General features: G+C 58.5%; 15 protein-coding genes. 7 read left to right on the forward strand and 8 right to left on the reverse strand.

The genetic code is table 11. The features are described from left to right. Window positions 1–45: 45 nt before the first annotated feature. Entirely contained in the window at window positions 46–1,479 is a 1,434-nt protein-coding gene (gene atpD / locus ACVWYZ_RS07290; protein ID WP_414407185.1) for a F0F1 ATP synthase subunit beta, read from the reverse strand. A gap of 189 nt (window positions 1,480–1,668) precedes the next feature. Here atpD and ACVWYZ_RS07295 point away from each other — a divergent pair, with 189 nt between their 5' ends. The 3 genes from ACVWYZ_RS07295 to ACVWYZ_RS07305 all read left to right on the forward strand — a co-directional run bounded on the left by ACVWYZ_RS07295 (window position 1,669) and on the right by ACVWYZ_RS07305 (window position 4,239). After that, complete coding sequence (locus ACVWYZ_RS07295; protein ID WP_457466656.1) at window positions 1,669–2,343, forward strand: GerMN domain-containing protein; 675 nt, start codon at window positions 1,669–1,671, stop codon at window positions 2,341–2,343. Between the two features lie 10 nt (window positions 2,344–2,353). Then, the gene (locus tag ACVWYZ_RS07300) at window positions 2,354–3,121 is read left to right on the forward strand and encodes an MlaE family lipid ABC transporter permease subunit (RefSeq protein ID WP_457466657.1); all 768 of its coding nucleotides are present in this window, start codon (window positions 2,354–2,356) and stop codon (window positions 3,119–3,121) included. Window positions 3,122–3,207: 86 nt separating this feature from the next. Beyond that, complete coding sequence (locus ACVWYZ_RS07305) at window positions 3,208–4,239, forward strand: succinate dehydrogenase/fumarate reductase iron-sulfur subunit (protein WP_414342869.1); 1,032 nt, start codon at window positions 3,208–3,210, stop codon at window positions 4,237–4,239. Here ACVWYZ_RS07305 and ACVWYZ_RS07310 read toward each other — a convergent pair. The 5 genes from ACVWYZ_RS07310 to ACVWYZ_RS07330 all read right to left on the reverse strand — a co-directional run bounded on the left by ACVWYZ_RS07310 (window position 4,236) and on the right by ACVWYZ_RS07330 (window position 12,916). Continuing rightward, complete coding sequence (locus ACVWYZ_RS07310) at window positions 4,236–5,342, reverse strand: peptidylprolyl isomerase (RefSeq protein WP_457466658.1); 1,107 nt, start codon at window positions 5,340–5,342, stop codon at window positions 4,236–4,238. The genes ACVWYZ_RS07305 and ACVWYZ_RS07310 overlap by 4 nt on opposite strands. A 197-nt stretch (window positions 5,343–5,539) precedes the next feature. Further along, window positions 5,540–7,945, reverse strand: a complete 2,406-nt coding sequence (locus ACVWYZ_RS07315; RefSeq protein WP_457466659.1) for a choice-of-anchor Q domain-containing protein — start codon at window positions 7,943–7,945, stop codon at window positions 5,540–5,542. Between the two features lie 413 nt (window positions 7,946–8,358). Continuing rightward, window positions 8,359–10,791, reverse strand: coding sequence for a DUF4347 domain-containing protein (locus ACVWYZ_RS07320; protein WP_457466660.1), 2,433 nt, complete (start codon window positions 10,789–10,791; stop codon window positions 8,359–8,361). A gap of 81 nt (window positions 10,792–10,872) precedes the next feature. Beyond that, complete coding sequence (locus ACVWYZ_RS07325; protein ID WP_457466661.1) at window positions 10,873–11,481, reverse strand: hypothetical protein; 609 nt, start codon at window positions 11,479–11,481, stop codon at window positions 10,873–10,875. 376 nt (window positions 11,482–11,857) lie between these two features. Continuing rightward, window positions 11,858–12,916, reverse strand: a complete 1,059-nt coding sequence (locus ACVWYZ_RS07330) for a vWA domain-containing protein (protein ID WP_457466662.1) — start codon at window positions 12,914–12,916, stop codon at window positions 11,858–11,860. A 447-nt stretch (window positions 12,917–13,363) separates the two neighbouring features. Here ACVWYZ_RS07330 and ACVWYZ_RS07335 point away from each other — a divergent pair, with 447 nt between their 5' ends. Then, entirely contained in the window at window positions 13,364–14,074 is a 711-nt protein-coding gene (locus ACVWYZ_RS07335; RefSeq protein ID WP_414330718.1) for a hypothetical protein, read from the forward strand. A 39-nt stretch (window positions 14,075–14,113) separates the two neighbouring features. On the opposite strand, the gene tyrS is transcribed toward ACVWYZ_RS07335, so the two are convergent. Continuing rightward, a complete protein-coding gene (tyrS, locus tag ACVWYZ_RS07340; protein WP_457466663.1) occupies window positions 14,114–15,355 on the reverse strand; it encodes a tyrosine--tRNA ligase in 1,242 nt (413 codons plus the stop codon). 210 nt (window positions 15,356–15,565) lie between these two features. Between tyrS and ACVWYZ_RS07345 the strand changes: the two genes are divergently transcribed. From ACVWYZ_RS07345 to ACVWYZ_RS07355, 3 genes are all read left to right on the forward strand, one after another. Then, a complete protein-coding gene (locus tag ACVWYZ_RS07345) occupies window positions 15,566–17,554 on the forward strand; it encodes a transglycosylase domain-containing protein (RefSeq protein WP_457466664.1) in 1,989 nt (662 codons plus the stop codon). Further along, window positions 17,551–17,889, forward strand: coding sequence for a hypothetical protein (locus ACVWYZ_RS07350; RefSeq protein ID WP_414342850.1), 339 nt, complete (start codon window positions 17,551–17,553; stop codon window positions 17,887–17,889). The genes ACVWYZ_RS07345 and ACVWYZ_RS07350 overlap by 4 nt, the downstream gene beginning before the upstream one ends. 264 nt (window positions 17,890–18,153) lie before the next feature. Continuing rightward, window positions 18,154–18,753: a superoxide dismutase gene (locus tag ACVWYZ_RS07355; RefSeq protein WP_414380927.1), complete on the forward strand. Its 600-nt coding sequence runs from the start codon at window positions 18,154–18,156 to the stop codon at window positions 18,751–18,753. Between the two features lie 97 nt (window positions 18,754–18,850). On the opposite strand, the gene ACVWYZ_RS07360 is transcribed toward ACVWYZ_RS07355, so the two are convergent. After that, entirely contained in the window at window positions 18,851–20,491 is a 1,641-nt protein-coding gene (locus tag ACVWYZ_RS07360) for a serine/threonine protein kinase (protein ID WP_457466665.1), read from the reverse strand. Window positions 20,492–20,573: the final 82 nt, after the last annotated feature.

Raw genomic sequence — 20,573 nt, forward strand, 5'->3', positions numbered from 1 at the left:
ACAGCTCCCCTCTCCCAAGAGGAGAGGGGCAGGAGCGCTTGGGGCTCACTTGGACTTGAGCTTCTCCGCTTTCTCGATGGCCTCTTCGATGGTGCCCACCAAGTAGAAGGCTTGCTCCGGCAGATCGTCCAGTTCTCCCGACAAAATGCGCTGGAAGCCCTTGATGGTGTCTGCCAGTTTCACGTACTTGCCGGGGGAGCCGGTGAACACCTCCGCCACGAAGAACGGCTGGGACAGGAAACGCTCGATGCGGCGGGCACGGGCCACCACCAGCTTGTCCTCTTCCGACAGCTCGTCCAGCCCCAGGATGGCGATGATATCTTGCAGCTCTTTGTAGCGCTGCAGCGTTTGCTTCACCGCCCGGGCAGTGTTGTAGTGCTCTTCGCCCACAATGTCCGCCTGCAGGATGGTGGAAGAGGAATCCAGGGGATCCACCGCCGGATAGATACCCTTGGCTGCCAAGCTGCGGGACAATACCACCGTCGAGTCAAGGTGGGCAAAGGTGGTTGCTGGGGCCGGATCCGTCAAGTCGTCAGCAGGCACATACACCGCCTGCACCGAGGTGATGGATCCCTGCTTGGTAGAGGTGATGCGCTCTTGCAGGTTGCCCATTTCGGTAGCCAAGGTGGGCTGGTAACCCACCGCCGAGGGCATGCGGCCCAACAGCGCCGACACTTCCGACCCGGCCTGCACAAAGCGGAAGATATTGTCGATGAACAGCAGCACGTCCTGCTTGTTAACGTCGCGGAAGTACTCTGCCATGGTCAGGGCAGTCAGGCCAACCCGCATGCGGGCACCCGGTGGCTCGTTCATCTGGCCATAGACCAGCGCCACTTTGTCCAGCACACCGGATTCTTTCATCTCGTTGTAGAGGTCATTGCCCTCGCGGGTGCGCTCTCCCACGCCCGCAAACACCGATAGGCCAGAGTGCTCCTCAGCGATGTTGTGGATCAGCTCCTGGATGAGCACTGTCTTGCCGACGCCGGCACCGCCAAACAGGCCCACCTTGCCCCCCTTTTTGAAGGGGGCCAGCAGGTCAATCACCTTGATGCCGGTTTCAAAGGGCTCTGGCTTAATCGTCAAATCGACAAGTGGAGGCGCACTGCGGTGGATGGGGGCAAATTCTTGGGCTTGAACGGGCTCTCCTTGGTCAACCGGCTCTCCCAGCACATTGAAAATGCGCCCCAGGGTGGGCTGCCCGACCGGCACAGTAATCGGAGCGCCCGTATCCACCACCGGCATGCCCCGCACCAGGCCGTCGGTCGAGGACATGGCCACCGCACGCACGCGGTTATCCCCCAAAAGCTGCTGCACCTCAAAGGTGACGTTAACCTTCAGGCCGCTTTCGGTTGTGCCCTCCACCTTGAGGGCATTGTAGATTTCGGGCAGCTTGCCGCTGGGAAACTCGGCGTCGATCACAGGCCCAATGACCTGAGTGATGTAGCCAACATTGGTGGCAGTAGCGGTGGCAGTAACCATGATTGAGGCTCAGCTCCTTGTGTGCTCAGTTATCGACTCAGCAATGCCGGGTGTAAATCATTATCATCATACAAATAAAGGGATCCCAGTTGCTGCCGCACTTTTGCCTGTCCAGCCTATGGGGGATCCCCGGCAGAGTGGGCTTTTCTTCGCTACCCTAGAGCTAGGTAAGACAGGGGGTTGCCAGCGATGAGCCACTACGGAGGCCGTATTGCACAGCTCAGCTCCGTTAGGTTGGGAGGACGGCGTCGCTGCCCACGTCGCGGCCGGGCCCTGCAATTGGGGATCCTTGGCTTCTTGCTGGGGTTAGGGGTGATGGGGGGAGCTTGGTGGTACAGCATCGGGCCCCGGCAAACCCTTTCCCTGTATTGGCTGACCAGTGCTGACAACTCTATTGACTACGTGCAGCAGGAGCGCAGGGTTCGCGCCTTTGACACTCAAGAAGCCATCCGCCTGGCCTTGGAGGAGCTGATTGCCGGCCCCCGGGATCCCCACCTCACCACGGCCATTCCCCCCCAGATGCGGGTGTTGGATGTGCGGGTGGAGGGCGACGATATTTTCCTCAACTTCTCCCCCGAATTCACGCAAGGGGGGGGATCCACGGCGATGATGAGCCGGATTGCGCAGGTGCTCTACACGGCCACCAGCCAAAACCCCGGCGCCCGGGTTTGGATCTCGGTGGAAGGCCGTGCCCTAGAAGTGCTGGGGGGCGAGGGGTTGATCCTGGATCAACCCCTGACACGGGCCTCGTTTGTGCCCGGCTTTCAACTGCCGGCAGAACCTGAGGCGGAGCCGACAACCCCAAAGGACTCGGTCTCGCTGATGCAGTCGCCAAAGCATCGCGTAGCGATAACGGCTTCTTGAGACGGAAACCATGAGCTGGTTGCAGCGGGTGGGCAGCAGTTTTCTCCTGGCCGGCCAGGTGATTTTGCATCTGATGCGGGGCCGTATCCATCGCCGCAACACCCTGGATCAGTTGGCGGCGGTGGGTCTGGAGTCGCTGCTGATTGTTTTGATTACGGCGGTGGTGATCAGCGGTGTTTTCACCATCCAGTTGGCGCGGGAGTTCATCAACTTTGGCGCTTCCTCCCTAATTGGGGGAGTTTTGGCGATTGCCCTTGCCCGCGAGCTGACACCGGTGGTGACGGCGGTGATCTTGGCCGGACGGGTGGGATCCGCCTTTGCCGCCGAGCTGGGCACCATGAAGGTCACGGAGCAGATCGACGCTTTGCTGTTGTTGCGCACCGATCCGGTGGATTATCTGGTGATCCCGCGGGTGCTGGCTGCGGGGCTGATGCTGCCGGTGCTCACCATCCTCTCCCTGCTGACGGGGCTGGTGGGGGGGATGATCATCTGCGCTTCGGCCTACAACATCTCTCCTGCAGTGTTTCTCAACTCGGCGCAAACCCTTCTGACCTCTTGGGATTTGCTCGTCTGTTGTTTTAAGGCGATGGTGTTTGGGTCTTTGATCGCCATTGTCGGCTCCAACTGGGGCCTTTCCACCAGCGGGGGAGCCAAGGGGGTGGGTCGCTCCACCACCGATGCGGTGGTTACGGCGCTGCTGGGCGTGTTTGTCACCAACTTCCTTATTTCTTGGCTGTTGTTTCAGGGGCCGGGGAGCGCCCTCAGCCGCGCGTTGTAGCCACTTCTGCTGTCCCGTTAGCGTTGCGGAGCAATAGGGAGAGAGCTAGGATGGGATCCCCTTTCCCTTCAGCGGTGCAGAGCACTTTGCGAGTAGAATTTCAGATTTTCCGACAGTTGCCGCCGGAGCCGCCCCGCTGGCAGTCCTTCTGGCTGGAGACATCCCCTGGCGCCACCATTCTCGATTGCCTCAACCAGATCAAGTGGGAGCAGGATGGCAGCTTGGCCTTCCGCAAAAACTGCCGCAACACCATCTGTGGCAGTTGCGCCATGCGCATCAACGGTAGGGCAGCCTTGGCTTGTGGCCGACATGTGGGCGAAGAGCTGGATCCCCGCAGCCCCCAGCCACAGCCTATTCGCATCGGCCCTCTGGGAAACCTGCCCGTTCTGCGGGATCTGGTGGTGGATATGCAGCCCTTCTGGAACGATCTCAGCCGGGTGGATCCCTTTGTCAGCACGGCGGGGCGACGCATCCCGGAGCGAGAGTTTTTACAGCTGCCTGCCGAACGGGAGCATCTCAACGCTGCCGGTGGCTGTATTCTCTGCGGAGCCTGCTATTCCGATTGCAATGCCAAAGAGGTGAACCCAGAGTTTGTTGGCCCCCATGCTCTGGCCAGAGCCAACCGCCTCGTCCAAGACAGCCGCGACAGCCAACGGGAACAACGCCTGCAGGCTCTGGATAGCTTGGCTGGTGTCTGGGGCTGTACCCGCTGCTGGAACTGCAACAGCGTCTGCCCGATGGGCGTGGCACCTCTGGATCAAATCACCGAACTCAAACAGGGGATCCTCTCCCGCCATGCAGACAAGACCGCTGCTCTGCCCACCGACCGTTCCCGCCAGCACGCTGTTCGCGCTATTCGGACGGAGTCCTTGCCCATAGCCATCCGCCACCGCAAGACTCTGGTGCAACTGGTGCGCTCCGGTGGTTGGATAGATGAGCGCCGCTTTGCCCTGCAGGTGGTGGGCCGGGATCCCAAAGGGCTGCTCAGCTTGGTGCCTTTGGGTCTGCGCTTGTTGGCCAGGGGCAAATTTCCCTTTCGCTTCCAGCCCTCTGCAGGGGCGGCGACGGTACGGCGGCTTATCGACACAGTTAGGCAGGAAGGAAGGGATCCCCTCTAGGCTCCAGTTTTGAGGTTGTCTTGGCCGGAAATCAATCTGGCACTCAAAATCCGATCCCCCACTTTGATGTGGCGCAGCACCTCCGTTCCCTCTGTAACGTACCCGAACACGGCATAGCGGCCATCCATCAGGTTGAGCCCAGCGGGGGTGAGATCCGGTTCGGCCATGAAGATGAAAAACTGGGAAGAAGCGCTGTTGGGATCGTCGGGATAGCGGGCCATGGCCACCGTCCCTTCGGCAGAAAAAGGCAAGGCCGGCTCCACATCCCACAGGCCCATCTGATCAAAAGTTTGGCCGTAGCGGGGCATCACCTCGCCTTTGGCGCGAATCTCCATGGGGATGGTGCGAACCTTGCCCGTGGCCGGATCCACATAGCCATCGGCAGGGCCAGGGGGATCCCCGGCCTGCGCCAGGAAGAAGGTCTCCACCCGGTCAAAGGTCAGGCCATCGTAGAAGCCCCGCTGCACCAGGTCGGCAAAGTTGCCGGCAGTGATGGGGGCGCTGTAGCCATCTAAGGTGATCACCATGCGCCCAGCGGTGGTGTTTAGCTCCACCTCTGCCCGCCCCAAGAGCTGAGGTTTGTCGGCATACTCAGCAGGCACTGTGTAGGGGAAAGCCCCCACCCAGTTGTTTTCGAGGGATCCCAACTCGTCCACTAGACGGTCGTAGGCAGCGCGGGCCTCTTCTTTACCCTTGGATTTGCGCTCGCTGGCTTGGCCGATCACCCGCAACTGCTCCCGCAGCGCAGCCATCTGTTCAGAGGCTGGGGTCACCCGATCCGGAGGCAAGCCGGCCAGCAGGGAATCTCCATAGCGATCCAAGAGGTGCTCTACCTGGCGCACATCTCCCCGCACCGCTGACCAGCGGTTGTACTTCAGGTCGGTGTCGATTTTGGAGATGGCCTCATCAATTTCCAGCAGCTTCGTTTCCTGAATAGGCAACGCCCGCCGCAACAGGGTACGTGGATCGGTAATGGCATCCCCTTGGGGCAGAGCCAAGGCCGGGATCCCCCAGAGCGCCACCCCGCAGAGCAGAGCAGCTACGTAGAGGCCAATCCGGCAAAGGGATCCCCATTGCCAAAATCCTTGGGCACGCTGCGTCATGGTTCCTACCGACTGCAAAACCACTCCTGTCTCAGCCTGACATCCCACCGTCACAGGCGGCAAGCGTTGTCAGACCTCGATTGAGATTTCAACGACTGGCGTGCTCCACCTGGGGGAAAGCCGTTATCGCTACGCAACGCTTTTGCAACCGCGATAGCAAAGACGGAGTTCTCAGAGGGCATGGCTACACGGCTCTCCTACCTAGGAACGGTGACCTCGAAACGGATGACCCCGGCTGAGCCAGAACTGCCTCCCCCCACATTCACCACCACCACACCGTTGGGGTTGCTGATGCCCCCACAAGCAGGCGGCACGGCCCCACCCGGCGGAATGAAGGCCCCCCCATCCCCATCTTGGGCGTCGCTGAGGGCCACAGGGGATCCCCCTGTGCTCACCGACAGGCTGCCCGGCACGTACCGCAAACCCGCTGCCAAGGGATCGCACACCACAAAGGTGGAAGCGGGCGAGTCCAGCAGGAAGTAGATGGCAAACTGCACCCGCGCTCCGGGGCGCACCGGCAGGTTGATGGCCCCCTGCAGGAAGGTGCTGGCTCCGCCTGGCCAAGGGATCCCTGGGTTGTCGTTGGGGTCGGTGGGCTCGTCGAAGAATTCGGGGATAGGAGTTCCGTTGAGAGCGGTAATCCGCTTGACCAGTCGGATCCCTTCGCCTGGGGGAGGTGCTGGGCTGGGGGTCGGGGTTGTACCTGGGCTCGGCGTCGGTGTTGGAGTGGGTGTTGGCGTCGGCGTTGGTGTTGGTGTTGGTGTTGGCGTCGGTGTTGGGGTGGGGGTGGGCGGAGCTTGCTCCTCATATGCTCCTACATCACACCGAACTCCAGCAGGTCGGGAAAAACCCCGCTGATCCTGGTTGACAGGGCTACTGTTCAGGTCGGTACACTGCCCGGCTGGCACAGCGTCGATGGCTACACTGCCTGCCAGAAGGGCATGGGTCTGGGTCGGCCCACCATTGTTGACCAGTGGCCCAAGGTTCAAAGCTGCTGAGGTCACAGCCGTAAGTCCTGGGCAGCTTCCATCGGTGTCGAGATTCGCCCCGCTGGGGGTGAGAGTGCCAGCGTTGGAACAATTACCTCCGCTTGTACTGTTTGCTACGATTGAGTTTCTGAGGTTGGCTGTGGCGTCGTTGAAAATACCTCCACCTTTTGAAGCTGAGTTCGATGCAATTGTTACAAAGCTTAGACTGCTGGTGCCGAGATTGTAAATGCCACCGCCTTTTGTGCCAGCACTATTTCCTGATAGGGTGCTGTTGGTAATGTTTACTGTACTGCTGCTGGAAACATAGATGCCTCCCCCCTCCTGGCCGACATTGTTGAAGGAGATCTCGCTTGCGTTGAGGGTCACCTTGCCGCCATTGCCGTTGTAAATGCCGCCCCCCTTTTCACTAACGTTATTGCCGGAGATCCCTGTTTTGCTGATGTTTGTCGTGCCTAAATTGTAGATGCCGCCCCCTTCCTTGCCAGCACCATTGTTGACAATGCCGGCGTTGGTAACCGTTACCGTGCCGCCGCTGCCGTTGTAGATGCCGCCTCCCTCCTGGCCGGCACCATTGTCGGAAATGCCCGCTGCGTCAATGGTTACTGTGCCCAGGTTGTAGATACCGCCCCCTTTCTCACCAACACCATTCTTGGAAATGCCAGTGTTGGTAATTGTTACCTTGCCGCCGCTGCCGTTGTAGATGCCACCTCCCTCCTGGTCGGCACCGTTGTCGGAAATGCCCGCTGCGTCAATGGTTACTGTGCCCAAGTTGTAGATGCCGCCCCCTTTCTCACCAACACCATTCTTGGAAATGCCAGTGTTGGTAATTGTTGCCTTGCCGCCGCTGCCGTTGTAGATGCCGCCCCCTTCCTTGCCAGCACCATTGTTGGCAATGTCGGCGTTGGTAACCGTTATCGTGCCGCCGCTGCCGTTGTAGATGCCGCCCCCTTTGTCACCAACGCCATTGTTGGAAATTCCAGTTTCGCTGATGGTTGCCGTGCCCAGGTTATAGATGCCGCCCCCTTCCTTGCCGGCACCATTGTTGGTAATGCCGGCGTTGGTAACGTTTACCTTACCGCCGCTGCCGTTGTGGATGCCACCCCCTTGCTGGTTAGCACTGTTCCCCGAGATATCGGCTTTGTTGATAGTTACTGTGCCCAGGTTGTGGATGCCGCCCCCGAAAGAAAAAGCCCCATTACTGGAGATCTGAACCTCGGAGACTGCAAGCTGACTGCCGACCTCCACAAAAACACCGCCACCGGCAGTATCTGGAAAATTGGCTCCATCCGCACAGCCGCCTTTGATCGCTACACTTTGTAGATTGAGCTTGCCTCCGCTGCTGACATGGAAAATCCGAAACTCGCCTTTGGCTGCACTACCATTTAGATCGCACTTTACCGAAGTATCTCGCTGGATCGTCGCCCCGTTGCCTTGAATGGTGATGGTGCTGGTAATGTCCAAATCGTCGTTGTCCGCTCCAGAGTCGGTTTGGTGTCCCAGCCCATCGTCGTCTTTCGACAAGGTGTAGGTCGTCGCTGCCGACAGCACAATCGTGTCTGCACCTGAGCCCGCAGGACACTCATTCACTGCTGAATCGGTGTTTGCAGCTATCACGGCCTCCCGCAGAGAGCAGAAGCCATCAGTGGCTATAGCATCGCTTGGGGTGGTGACGGTGATCGTAGTCTGTGCCGGCGAAGGCAACTGCAAACCTGCTGCTGCTATACTCGCCAACAAAGGCAATACGAACCTAGAGCTGTATTTGCCCACACCTTGCCTCTCTGTCAATCAAGATGGCCCAGTAAGAGGATCTCCCCCTGCTCACCTGCGGCAACAAGCCATAGACAGGGAGAGGGGCTTGGCAATCGGCTAACCTCGAAGACCTCCTCTCCCTAAATCTACCGCTGGCTGCAGTGGATTTCCCATTCCACTCTTTCCACTCTCATTTCCCTTCTGCCAGCCGATAAGGCATGGCTACACCTTGGGATGAGAGGCTGCTCCCGGTTGAGGGGCAAGGTGTGGAATGGGCTTCACCTAGGAACGGTGACCTCGAAGCGGATGACCCCGGCTGAGCCAGAACTGCCTCCCCCCACGTTCACCACCACCACGCCGTTGGGGTTGCTGATGCCCCCACAAGCAGGAGGCACAGCCCCACCCGGCGGAATGAAGGATCCCCCTCCCCCTGTGCTCACCGACAGGCTGCCCGGCACATACTGCAAGCCAGGCGCCAGGGGATCGCACACCACAAAGGTGGAAGCGGGCGAGTCCAGCAGGAAGTAAATGGCAAACTGCACCCGCGCTCCTGGGCGCACCGGCAGGTTGATGGCCCCCTGCAGGAAGGTGCTGGCTCCGCCTGGCCAAGGGATCCCTGGGTTGTCGTTGGGGTCGGTGGGCTCGTCGAAGAATTCGGGGATAGGAGTTCCGTTGAGAGCGGTAATCCGCTTGACCAGTCGGATCCCTTCGCCTGGGGGTGCTGGGCTGGGGGTCGGGGTTGTACCTGGGCTCGGTGTTGGCGTCGGTGTTGGTGTTGGCGTCGGTGTTGGTGTTGGCGTCGGTGTTGGTGTTGGCGTCGGTGTTGGTGTTGGCGTCGGTGTTGGTGTTGGCGTCGGTGTCGGCGTCGGCGTCGGTGTGGGGGTCGGCGTGGGGGTCGGTGTTGGCGTTGGCGTCGGTGTGGGGGTCGGCGTGGGGGTCGGTGTCGGCGTCGGGGTCGGAGTTGGTGCTGGAGTGACTGTGACAGTGATGGTTGCTTGGTTGGAAATCAGCCCTACCGTATCTTTTACTGTGTATTGAATCGAAGTGGTAGTACCCGTGAAAGCTGGCAGCGGAGTAAAAATGACTACTCCGCCTGAGACGGTGTATGTACCTTCCCCGGCAACTGTCAGAGTGGTCTGTTGCCCAGGAGTGAGCGGATCTAGGTCGATAGTACTAGGATCCAAACTGAAAGCATACGCTATGTCATTCGACAACACATTGATAGTGACCGGTGTATTTTGGGGAGTGGTGGCGGAGTCATTATTAGCAACGGGGTTGTAAGCAACAATGCCCCCTCCTGCCGTCATGTCCCAACCGCCGTTAGCCTCTGTCGTATTTTTCGGAAACGTTGTGAAGTCTTGGATTGAGCCAATTACGTCATTCCCAACTACTGAGTAACCAAAGAACGTTTGACCAGATCCTATGCCCAGATCCTGGTAACTTACGAAAACACCCGACAATTTTTGATTAACTGTGCTAGCTGTAATATTCGTATTCAGATTGTCAGTTCCGCAATTGTCGCTGTAAACCTTTGTAAGTGATATCACTGTTCCTTTTCCCCAACCAGTAGCCGAGACCGAGATGACAGAGCCATAACCAAATTGTGTGGGATTTGAATCGAGTTTCGTAATAGCAGCAATTTTAAAAGGATCGTTTCCCCCTCTATCTAGAAGTAGGAAGCCAATCTTATCAAGGTTTGTAGAAGGGGCAGTTATTCCGCCTGGGGTTATAAAGTCCGCTCTCTCAATGTTGTTACTGTTCACACTGATAATATTTGTAAATAGATTATCCACACCAGCTTTGATAACCGGGTTTGAGGGATTGATTAGGATAGCTTGCTCCATCGACGTAATTCCTAGAGTGCCAGGAATGTCTGGCGGAATAACCCAGACAATGTTGCATACACCAGATTTATTGGGGTTATCGACTCTCCTCAGAACAACTTGATCGGTTGCACCAATGAGAGACAGCTTTTGGCCACTCACCTGAATGTCTGTCAGTACAGATCCAGCATCTAAGGTGGGAACAGCAGCGGCTTGGAGTGTGTGCTGATAGCTGTGATCAATCACTCCTTCGACCACAATCGTAGGGGCAGTAACGCTGCCAGCTGTGGCTTCCAAAACCCAGTCTGCTCCAGCTTTGGCATGTCCTGTGAGGTTGGTAGAAGCAGCGATATCAGCTCCTGTCAGGCGGGCTATTTGCTCTATGAAAAGTCTGCCCTCCAGCCCTGCCGCCACCTCGCAGCCGTAGATTAAAATGTCCGCATCGTCCGCAAGGCTAGATTTCCACTTTGCCAGTAGGTCCGCGTACTCGGGCAAGTTTTCTCGGTTAAGAACTCTTCTGCCCAAGGAGAGTGAGCCTGCCTGCCCGTGAGACAGGATGTGCAGGGTTTTGATGCCTTTTCGTCCTCGCAGTGTCTCTGTGATCTGCTCAATCCCATCTCTATTGGGATCCAGAAAAACAACTTCCGCTCCAGGACGAATGCCTGCCAGCAAGATCGCCAAGTCCGGCAAGGCTTGATCGATAAAGACCAGCTCATCCTGCTTGGGGTGTTGTAGAGACGTTTCCCTAGACGCAGAGAAGCTAGCTTGCTCTACCCCCAAGAGAACCATTAGCAGGGCTGTGGAAACGGTGCCCAAGCTGCGACTAAAAAAGCAAAGCAATCTTTCCAGTTGACCAGGACGAAATGAAGACGGTTTTGAGGTCAGCATTCAACACTCCTCGGCTCTCTCAGCGCGTTCTCTCAGAACACAAAACCAGCTTGACCAAACTTGACTAAAACGAGGCAGCCATCAATTATCTACCCTTACCGAAACCGTGTTGCTAAAGAGCAATGAGCCCGATGCTGAACGAACAACAGCTCTGTTGGTGATGATGGTGGGAAGAGCGGGAGTTTCAGGAGCAGGCACAAATGGAGTCGGCGTAGGTGCCGGCGGTAGGGGTACGGGAATGCGGAGGCGGCAGGGCTGATCCGATTGATTGCCTTCTGGGGCATAGCAAACGCGAATGAGATCTTCCACAAAGCGAAGCTGATTAAAACTAAGTTGATCCGCTTGTCGAATAATGTCCGTAATGATTTCCTCCAGGTCTCGGGCTGTTCTGGAAAGAGGTACGCTGACAAACAGAATATTCTCCAGATCCCTAATTTCTGGAGGCGCTAAGTTGGAGAAAGACACTCTATCCCGTTCCCGCAGCAAGATGCGATAAAGGGCTTCGCTCCAAGGGGAAACATCCACGGCTGCGCTGAAAACAAATCCCCGCAGGGGTGTAGGCTGGCCGGACTGACGCCCTTGGCCCAGGAGATTGGACTGAACCGATACCAACTTCCCCGGCGGTTGAATAATCGATCCGGAAAAGGGGATGGTGAACCGCAAGTTGTCCTCCAAGGCAGTGGTTGACAAGGCAGGCAACAAAATGTCCCCTCTTGAGCTTAGGTTGAACAACTCAACCTTATTGCCTCTTGAAAAGAGCGGCCCTCCCGAACAAAGGGCGGCTGTTGAGCCTGAAGGGCAAAGCTGAGCAAAGGGATCAACCACCAATCCCAAAATGGCAGAGGTAGAGCCAGAGCCGGGATCCCTTGGCGGCGACCCCACGGTCGAGGGGCTGCTGGAGGTACCACCACCGCAACCTTTCAGGAAAACCGTTAGGGAACCTGTAAGCACTGCCGCCAGGACAAGCGCAGCCGGTTGCCAAAATCTTCTGGGTATACCGAGTCGTCGAAACATTTGCTTATCGCCTCGCTCTCGATTAGGGATGTTGTCAGCCTGCGGAATGACTCTAGCGGGATCCCACCGTGAGAACAGCGTCGCTGAATGGCGCCACAAAACGGCTGCCTTCTCTCTCAACTCTCAGCTCGCCACTGAGAAGATAAGAACCAGCAGATAGCGGAACATTGCTTTGCACCCTCATTTGCAGGCGGTGCTCCCCAATAGCAGCAGGGAATAAGTTGGCAAAGGGAGCTTCCAGCCCTTCAGAAAACCGTGCCAGCACAAAAGTCCCCTCAGTAGCTGCAGCCAGACGCTGTAACTCCAGAAGATTCAAATCGACCCCCAACCCAACCACATACACGGTGAGTTTTTGTCCTCGCTCTCTGGCCAAAGTTGTCAGCTCCTGAGTAGCTTGGTTGATGGAGCGGGTGCTTTCGTTGTCAATCCCATCGGTAAACACCACCAAGCGGCGGTTGAAACGCTCGGTGGGCCGAAAGTCGCTCAAGAAACGCCCGGCTTCTACCGTGGCATCGTAGAGGGCGGTGTTCCCTCCGGGAACAGCGCGCAAAACGCCTCGTCTCAGCAGCTCTTTGTCGCCGGTGAAGTCCTGCAATAGCTGAGCCGTGCGCAGAGGCTGCCCCAAAGCTGTAAGGCCAAAACCTGCCCCCCGGTTGTCAAAGCGCAGAATGGCGCCCAGATCCAGGGGTGCAGGGCGAAATTGATCCAAGAGCCGAAAAACAGCCAGGAAGCGCCGAGATTGGGGATCCAAAACCAGCAAGCTGCCTGAGCCATCCATCAGCACTGCCATGAGCAAAGGCCGCTGAGCCAGATCCGACGGGGGGTTCTCGATCCGGGTGGGTGTCAGGGTCAAGGCTACCGGCTGCGGGATCCCTAGCAAGTCGGTTACCCGGTTTACCTGCAGGCTGACCTGACTGGCAGAGAGCTGGGTTATTGGTTGGGGCGGATCCCCGCCTTGCAGGAGGGCGATGTTGAACTCCATTTCCCCTTGTGTGCCAGAAAAGGAGCGGGTCAGAGCCCCATTGAATGTCAGGCGAGCTTGGGATCCCACAGCCGACGGCTCAATGCCTGTACCGCCGGAAGAGCCACAGCCGACAAGGCAGCTTCCCACGAGCACCAGGAGAAGCAGCCAACCAGCTTTTTGGCTTTTTACTTGACCGGGCTGTATTTTTACAGTCATTGCAGCTGCCAGTGCAAGCATAGTGGGGTGGCATGAAAGTACGGAGTTAGAATACCACCCAGTAATTCCGAAAGCTACTGTAGCGCTTGGTGTAGGCGTAAAGATTTTTACTGCAGTTAGAGGATCTCGAGTTCATCTTTTTTCGCAATGCGAGCACAGCGGGTCTCAGCTTTGAGCCTAGTAAGGCGGCTAAAGCCTGTCTGCTCCGAGAATTGCTTCGAGATAAAGACCCCTTTGTTTTGCCACTTGTGGCAAGCGTTCTCGCTGACCAATTGTCAAATAAGCCGGCGCTCTCCTCCGTGGCCTATAGTTCATAGCAGCTCATCAGTGCAGGTGTAAGCTCTAAAAGGATCCCCTGGGTGAGGAGGAGAACTGAACATGGCGGCAAAGCAACTCAAGTTCTATTGGAGCCCCCAACACCAGCTCTTTAGCTGCGATGGCGCCAAGTTGGAGGGGCACGGCTACATCCAAACCAACCCCTCCCATGACCTGGTTCACCTGCTCATTGCCGCCAACGGCAACATGCCCTGGCAGCCGGTGGAAAGCCGCGAGCAAACTTGCTTTGCCGAGTACAACGCGGTGATGCTGGAGCATCTGTTGGTCAACTGCTTCAACGCAGCGGTGCTGGGATCCCTGCCTGCCCAGCAGATCATTCCAGAGGCGCGGAAGTTCTTGCGGTGGTTTGTTTCAGAACATTACGCCCCTTTTCCGGTGTCTGAAGAAGAGGCTTTTCGTCGCTTTGCTGCGCACCTGGATATTGAGCGCATTGTGCGTTTGTTCCCCTATTTTTACAGTCTGCGGGCTTGGGAATGCTTCAGCCTCGATTACCGCGCCGAGACCTACGACCTGGAGTTCACCTCCGAGGATGATCCCGTTCGAGAGGCCCCGGAATGGGCGGCGGATCCCAACATTTTGGAGACTCAGGAGCTGGTGCGGCAAAAGCTCTCTGAGGCAGTAGCCGAGGCGGGCTCGATCCGGCCCAAACCGGAGCCCGTTTTCCCGCCAACTTCGTCAGCTTCTCCTCTGTCCGATCCCCCAGCCAAGACCAGGCAGAAAAAAACCGGACTCGGCTTCAAGCCTGCCCGTTGATGGATCCCCTCACCCCTTTCCCACAGGGAGAGGGGAAGACTAATCTGCGCCTTTCACTAGCCGACGAAAGGCCTTTTTGCCCACCTGCAAAATCCGCCCGGCCAGCTCCGAGGCATGGGCAAACTCCAGGTCGGGATCCTCCACCTTTTGCCCATCCAGCCGCACGGCGCCCCCTTGAATCTGCCGACGGGCCTCGGCGGCACTCTTGCACAGGCCACACTCACGCAGGATGTAGCTGAGTTTAACAGGGTAAGACAACCCATCGATGGCAAAGGTGGGGATGGATCCCGTTTCGGCAAGAATACCGTCTAGCACCAGGGCTTGGGCGGTGCGCTGGGCCTCTTCTGCCGCTGCAGGGGAGTGAAACTGGGCCACTAGGGTCTTGGCTAGGAGGATCTGCCGCTGGCGGGGATCCTGCGGCAGCTCGGCAAGGGGCACTGAGGTGAGCAACTCAAAGTAGCGCTCCACCAGGTGATCCGGCACCTTCTCCAGCTTGGAGTACATGGTGAGGGGATCCTCGGTCAGGCCCACGTAGTTGTTTTTGGACTTGGACATTTTCTGGTACCCGTCCAGCCCCTCCAAAAGCGGCACCGTCACGCAGAACTGCGGCGCTTGGCCCTTCCAAATTTGCAGATCCCGACCGGTGAGCAGGTTAAAGCGCTGGTCGGTTCCCCCCAGTTCTACGTCGGCTGCCAGAGCCACCGAGTCGTAACCCTGCAAGAGGGGGTAGAGAAATTCGTGCAGATAAATTGGCGTTCCAGCTCGGTAGCGCTGGGCAAAGTCTTCTTTGGCCAGCATCTGCCCCACCGTCATCTGGGCCTGGAGTTCGATCAGCTCGCTGAGAGTCAGGTGGGCCAGCCACTCGCTGTTGCGGCGCACCTCCAGCCGGCCAGGGGTCTCAAAATCCAAGATCTTGCCGGCCTGCTCCAAGTAGGTGCGGGCGTTTTCCTCCACTTCTGCTGGGGTGAGGCGGGGACGGGCCTCCGATTGGCCAGTGGGATCCCCGACCAGCGCTGTGAAGTCCCCAATGAGCAAAATGGCCACATGGCCCGCATCCTGAAACTGGCGCAACTTGCGCAACACCACCGAATGCCCCAGGTGCAGATCCGGTCGGGTGGGATCGATGCCCAGCTTCACCCGCAAGGGACGATTTGTTGTGGCCAGGCACTCCGCCAGGGCAGCAGCTCCTCCTGGAAAGATCTCGGCCACCCCCCGCTCAACAATTTGGGCTATCAACGGATCCCGGTACGCTGGCGAAACTGAGGCTGACGATAAACTCAAATCCTGCTCCTCCGGCTGAACCCATGAGCCATTTTAAGCCCACGCAAATTAAGCCCACGCAAAAGATGGTCGGCTCTCAACTCGCTCCACCTAGCCCGGTTGGAGTTGTCGATGGGCAGGGTTGGCCATCCTGCTGCCCCAATAGACGCCGCCCTATAATGGGTCTGGCTTGTTGTTGCTTTGCAACACGGACGTGACAGGGTTTTTGACGTGACCTACGGTCGCAGACCATTGGCCCGCCGGGCGAGAAAGCCAGGGGTAGAGCGTGTCTCCAATTCCCCTTTTTCCGGATCGGGGTTTGACGAGCATGCCGACTATACCCCACCCACCCGCCCCTCCCGGATTGCCCAGGTTGCGGGTGTGGTGGGCAATCTGTTGCTGGGATCCCTGCTCTTGGGATCCACGGCAACGGCTGCCGGATTGGTGGGGCTGGCCATTAGCTTCCGCAACTTGCCGGACGTGCATCAATTGCGGGATTACGTGCCCATTGCCACCACCCACATTGTCGATATTCGGGGCGAGCCCATTGCCAGCCTACACGGGGAGGCCAACCGGGAAGTGATCTCCCTTGAACAGGTCTCGCCGGAGATGAAAAAGGCCTTGCTGGCCATTGAAGACAGCCACTTTTACACCCATCCAGGCATTAATCCGGTCAGCTTGGGCCGGGCGATCCTAGGCAGTGTGGAGGGGGGTATAGGCTCGGCGGGGGGGGGATCCACCCTGACAATGCAGTTGGTCAAGAACCTGTTTTTGAGGCCGGAGCGTACCCTCAGCCGTAAAGTCGCCGAGATCGTGTTGGCGGTGCGCCTAGAACAGGTCTTCAGCAAAGACGAGATCCTGGAGATGTACCTCAACCAGGTGTATTGGGGGCACAATCTCTACGGCATCCAGGCGGCGGCCCGCAGCTACTTCAACAAGGATGCGTCTGAACTGAACTTGGCTGAAGCGGCGATGTTGGCTGGGATCCTGCCGGCCCCGGAAACCCTCAGCCCCTTTCGCAACCTGGAGGGAGCCAAACGGCGGCAACACCTGGTGCTGGATCGTCTGGTGGAGCTGAAGTGGATTACCCCCGAGGAAGCCCAGGCGGCGCGGGAGCAAAAGCTGACCTTAGGCCGCATTACCTCCTTTCAAAGCAATGCTCCGGCGGTCACCGATGCCATTGAGGCGGAGCTGCGGCGCCGCTATGGGGAACAAGCTCTAATGCAAGGAGGTCTGCGGGTTCAGTCCACCATCGATCTGCGTCTGCAGCGCCTTGCCCAGCGCATTGTCAATGAAGATGGCCCCCGCATTGGGGCAGCTCGTCGTGCCGATCAAATGGCTTTGGCGGCAGTGGATCCCCGTACCGGCTATGTGAAAGCCATTGTGGGCGGGATCAACGCTCAGCGGGGCCAATTTAACCGCGCCACCCAGGCGTTTCGCCAAACGGGATCCACCTTTAAGCCCTATGTGTACTACGCGGCTCTGGCCAGCGGGCGCTATTCACCCGGCAGCATCTTGGAAGATACCCCCGTCACCTATCCCGGCTCGCCACCCTACAGCCCGAAAAACTACGACAACACCTTCTATGGCTCCCTCACCTTTGCTCGGGCTTTGGAGCTCTCCCGCAACGTGCCCACGGTCAAGTTGGCCGATGATGTTGGGATCCGCAACGTCATCGCAGCGGCTCAGGCCACCGGCATCAGTGCCGAGATGTTTCCCAACTTGGCTACAGCTCTGGGCTCGGCCAGCGTCAGCCCCCTGGAGATGGCGGCCAGCTATGCGGTCTTTGCCAATGGCGGATATCGGGTGGAGCCGACCCTCTTGGCCCAGGTGGTGGATCGCAACGGCCAAATCCTCTTCGAGGCCAGGCCTCAGCCGCAGCGGGTTTTGGATCCCTGGGCGGTGGCTACGCTCAACCAAATCCTCAAAGGGGTGGTGACCCAAGGCACCGGGAGGGCAGCTCGTCTGGACGATGGGCGACCTGTAGCCGGCAAAACCGGCACCACCTCTGATTTCCGCGACGCTTGGTTCATCGGCTATGTGCCGCAACTGTCTACCGCCATTTGGATTGGCAACGACAACAACTCCCCCATGCTGCCCGGCACCGCCGGCGGGGCCTTTGTTGCCCCCACCTGGAAGCGCTTTATGACTGAGGCTCTGCAAGGGATCCCACCTCAGGACTTCCCCAGCCCGCATCAATTTCCCCCTCCCCGACCATGACCTACAGCGAGGAGCGGCTGGCGCGCATCGAGCGCACTGTCGAGGCCAACGCTCAGGCCATCGCCCAACTGGCCCGGCAAAACCAAGAGCTGATGCAAACCATTGCCGGCACCGAGGAACGCATTGCCAAAGCCGAGGAACGCATTGCTGGCGCCGAAGAACGTCTGGAGGCCGAGGTCAAACGCTGGGACGAGCGGTTTTTCCAGCTCAGCCGCGATACCCTCAACTTCACCCGCAATGTGGTTACCATTGCCGCCATCACGGCTGTTTTGATCCCCCTGCTCAGGGATGTCGCTCCCCTGCTGATCGAGCTGTTGCGGGAGGGATCCCGTTAGCGCTTTCCAGCCGGGACGATCTCGCTTTTCCAACCGCTGGCCAACGAGTGGTTGTCGGCCATTGGGCTGAGACAGCCGCGATTCCACCTCTCTGGGGTCGAGCAGGGTTCCAACCGGAATCGAGGTGTCCAAGGGATCCCAGCGCGTACTGATTCTGAGTTACACTAAGACTGCAAAGAAAGGTAACGCCTTTTTCTGGTTCTCCTGACCCTTCACCGCGTTCTTTCTTGCATTCCTTGCACAAGACACAGAGGACAGACGATTATGGCTTTTGAACTCCCGGCTCTGCCCTATCCTGCCGACGCGCTGAAGCCCTACATGTCGGCAGAAACGTTTTCCTTCCACCACGGCAAGCACCACGCGGCCTACGTAGCCAACCTGAACAAGCTCATCGAGGGCACCGATCTGGCCAACAAGTCTCTGGAAGAAATCATCAAGGCCACCTTTGGGGATCCCAACAAAGCGGGTATCTTCAACAATGCTGCCCAAGTTTGGAATCACACCTTTTTCTGGGAATCCATGAAGCCAGGCGGGGGAGGTGCGCCTACCGGGCCTATTGCCGACAAGATCAACGCCGACTTTGGCGGCTATGACAAGTTTGCAGAAGCCTTCAAGACGGCAGCCGCCACCCAATTTGGCAGCGGTTGGGCCTGGCTGGTGCTGGACAACGGCACCCTGAAGGTCACCAAAACCCCCAATGCCGAAAACCCCCTGGTTTACGGCCAAACGCCCCTGCTCACTTTGGATGTGTGGGAGCACGCCTACTACCTGGATTACCAAAACCGGCGGCCTGACTTCATCAGCGCTTACCTGGAGCACCTGGTGAACTGGGATGCCGCCAATGCCCGGCTGGCTGCCGCCTGACTCTACCTGTTCTGGGATCCCTTGACGGGGGATCCCATCGAAGACTAGCCCTATGTCTCTGTTTGCGAAGGGATCCTTGGGGATCCCTTTTTTGCGCCTAGTCTTTCCCCAAGCGTTCCCGCTCCTCGCGCAACCGCTCCAGAAAGCCAGGGGTGGGAGGTTGGGTTGGAGGGGCTGCAAGGGGAGCAGAAGTTGGAGCAACCCGGTTCACTTGGGGAAACAAAGGTTGATTGATGGGCTGCGGCGGGAGAGGTTTGGCCGGGACAGGGGCTGGAGAAGGTGGAGCAGCGGGCGTGGGCACGGCAACCGGTCGGGGTGGAGGCACAGCAGGGGCTGGAGGAGGAGGTGACACCTGCTGAGTTGGAGCAGGGGGCTGAGGGGTAGAGGACACTGCCTCTGGAGTTGCTGCTGGCCTGGGTGTGGGCTCGCTTGCGGACTCACCGATTCCCAGATCTGGGGCGGGATCATCCTCAAACACCGGTTTGCCCTCCGGATCCCGCGGCAGCCAGTCCAGCAGGGGTTCAGGAGTGGCTGAGGGATCCCGCTCGGAGCCGCCGACGCGATGGGTATCAGGTCGTTCAGGGACAGCAGGCAGTTTTTCCCTGCCTGGGCCCGGATCCAACAGCAGACGCAGGCCCCAGAAGGTGCTCCCCGCAATGGCCACAAAAAGGGCTATCCCAGCCCAGAGGGGAAACGGCTTGGCCTCGGGCTCTGCCTGGGTACTGAGCAGGTGTGTGCCCGACTGCCCTGCATCCACCGCCGCCAGGGTGCGCTCGGAGAAGATGGGTGCGGTTGGGGGGGGCGCGAGGGAAGAGCTGGCAGCGCTCTGGGAGCGCAGGGATCCCTCCAATTGGGCGCTGAGAACCTTCATATCTTGGGGCCGCCGGTCGGGATCTTTGGCCAGACAGGAGAGCACCACCTGTTCCAGCTCCAGCGGAATCTCATAGGGCAAATTCGAGCGATCGAAGGGCTGAGGCTGTTGGTAATTGTGGGCCTCGTACCAGCCGGGGAAAGAATCGCTCTTGGGTCGCAGAGGTTGTTGCCCGGTCAACATGCGGTAGAGCACTACGCCAAGCGAGTAGATATCCGAGCGGGCATCCAGGGCTTCCCCGCGCACCTGTTCGGGAGAGGCATAGCGCACCGTACCCAAAAAGCCGGTGGTCTGGGTGCCGAGGGCGAGGGAAACGTCGCTGAGGAGCTTGGCAATGCCGAAATCCAAGATTTTGACGGTCTCCCCCAACGTTTCATCTTTTAGGACGAAGAGGTTGCTGGGTTTGATGTCGCGATGGATCACCCCCTTGATGAGATGGCCATCCTGCTCGGTCTCTAGGTTGTGGGCGTAATAGAGACCGGCACACACTTGGCGGGCAATCCTCACCACCTGTTGAGGCGGCAGCACCGGCTGCTTGAGCATCAGCTCCCCCAAACTGCGCCCCGTCAGGTATTCCATCACCAGGTAAGGTTGGTCGTTCTCTAGGCCATAGTCCAATACCTTGACAATGGCAGGGTGCTCCCCCAGCAGCGTGCTGATGCGAATTTCCTGCTGAAAACGTTTGTGCAACTGGCGTCGGGTGTTGTCATCGCCTGCTAAGTTTTGGTGCAACAGCTTGACCGCCACCGGACGGTTGAACAGGCGCGTATCGACAGCCTTGAACACCCGCCCCATGCCACCTGCTGCAATGCTGTGAACCAGTTGATAGCGCTGGCCGATCACTTTTCCAGGAGCAAGCTGGTGCATAGGCAGCCTAGGAGCATGTACCCTCTGATTTTAATGCGTGTTTCTCGGGGGTTTCTCCCGCCTTTCTCTGGGCACTACTGCC

The organism is Thermostichus sp. MS-CIW-37, from assembly GCF_054060065.1.

Bases quoted from the DNA above. Each gene is read 5' to 3' on its own strand.
- ACVWYZ_RS07360 (WP_457466665.1), bottom strand. From the start codon at position 20,491: ATGCACCAGCTTGCTCCTGGAAAAGTGATCGGCCAGCGCTATCAACTG.
- ACVWYZ_RS07300 (WP_457466657.1), top strand. From the start codon at position 2,354: ATGAGCTGGTTGCAGCGGGTGGGCAGCAGTTTTCTCCTGGCCGGCCAG.
- ACVWYZ_RS07295 (WP_457466656.1), top strand. From the start codon at position 1,669: ATGAGCCACTACGGAGGCCGTATTGCACAGCTCAGCTCCGTTAGGTTG.
- ACVWYZ_RS07335 (WP_414330718.1), top strand. From the start codon at position 13,364: ATGGCGGCAAAGCAACTCAAGTTCTATTGGAGCCCCCAACACCAGCTC.
- ACVWYZ_RS07320 (WP_457466660.1), bottom strand. From the start codon at position 10,791: ATGCTGACCTCAAAACCGTCTTCATTTCGTCCTGGTCAACTGGAAAGA.
- ACVWYZ_RS07350 (WP_414342850.1), top strand. From the start codon at position 17,551: ATGACCTACAGCGAGGAGCGGCTGGCGCGCATCGAGCGCACTGTCGAG.
- atpD (WP_414407185.1), bottom strand. From the start codon at position 1,479: ATGGTTACTGCCACCGCTACTGCCACCAATGTTGGCTACATCACTCAG.
- ACVWYZ_RS07310 (WP_457466658.1), bottom strand. From the start codon at position 5,342: ATGACGCAGCGTGCCCAAGGATTTTGGCAATGGGGATCCCTTTGCCGG.
- ACVWYZ_RS07355 (WP_414380927.1), top strand. From the start codon at position 18,154: ATGGCTTTTGAACTCCCGGCTCTGCCCTATCCTGCCGACGCGCTGAAG.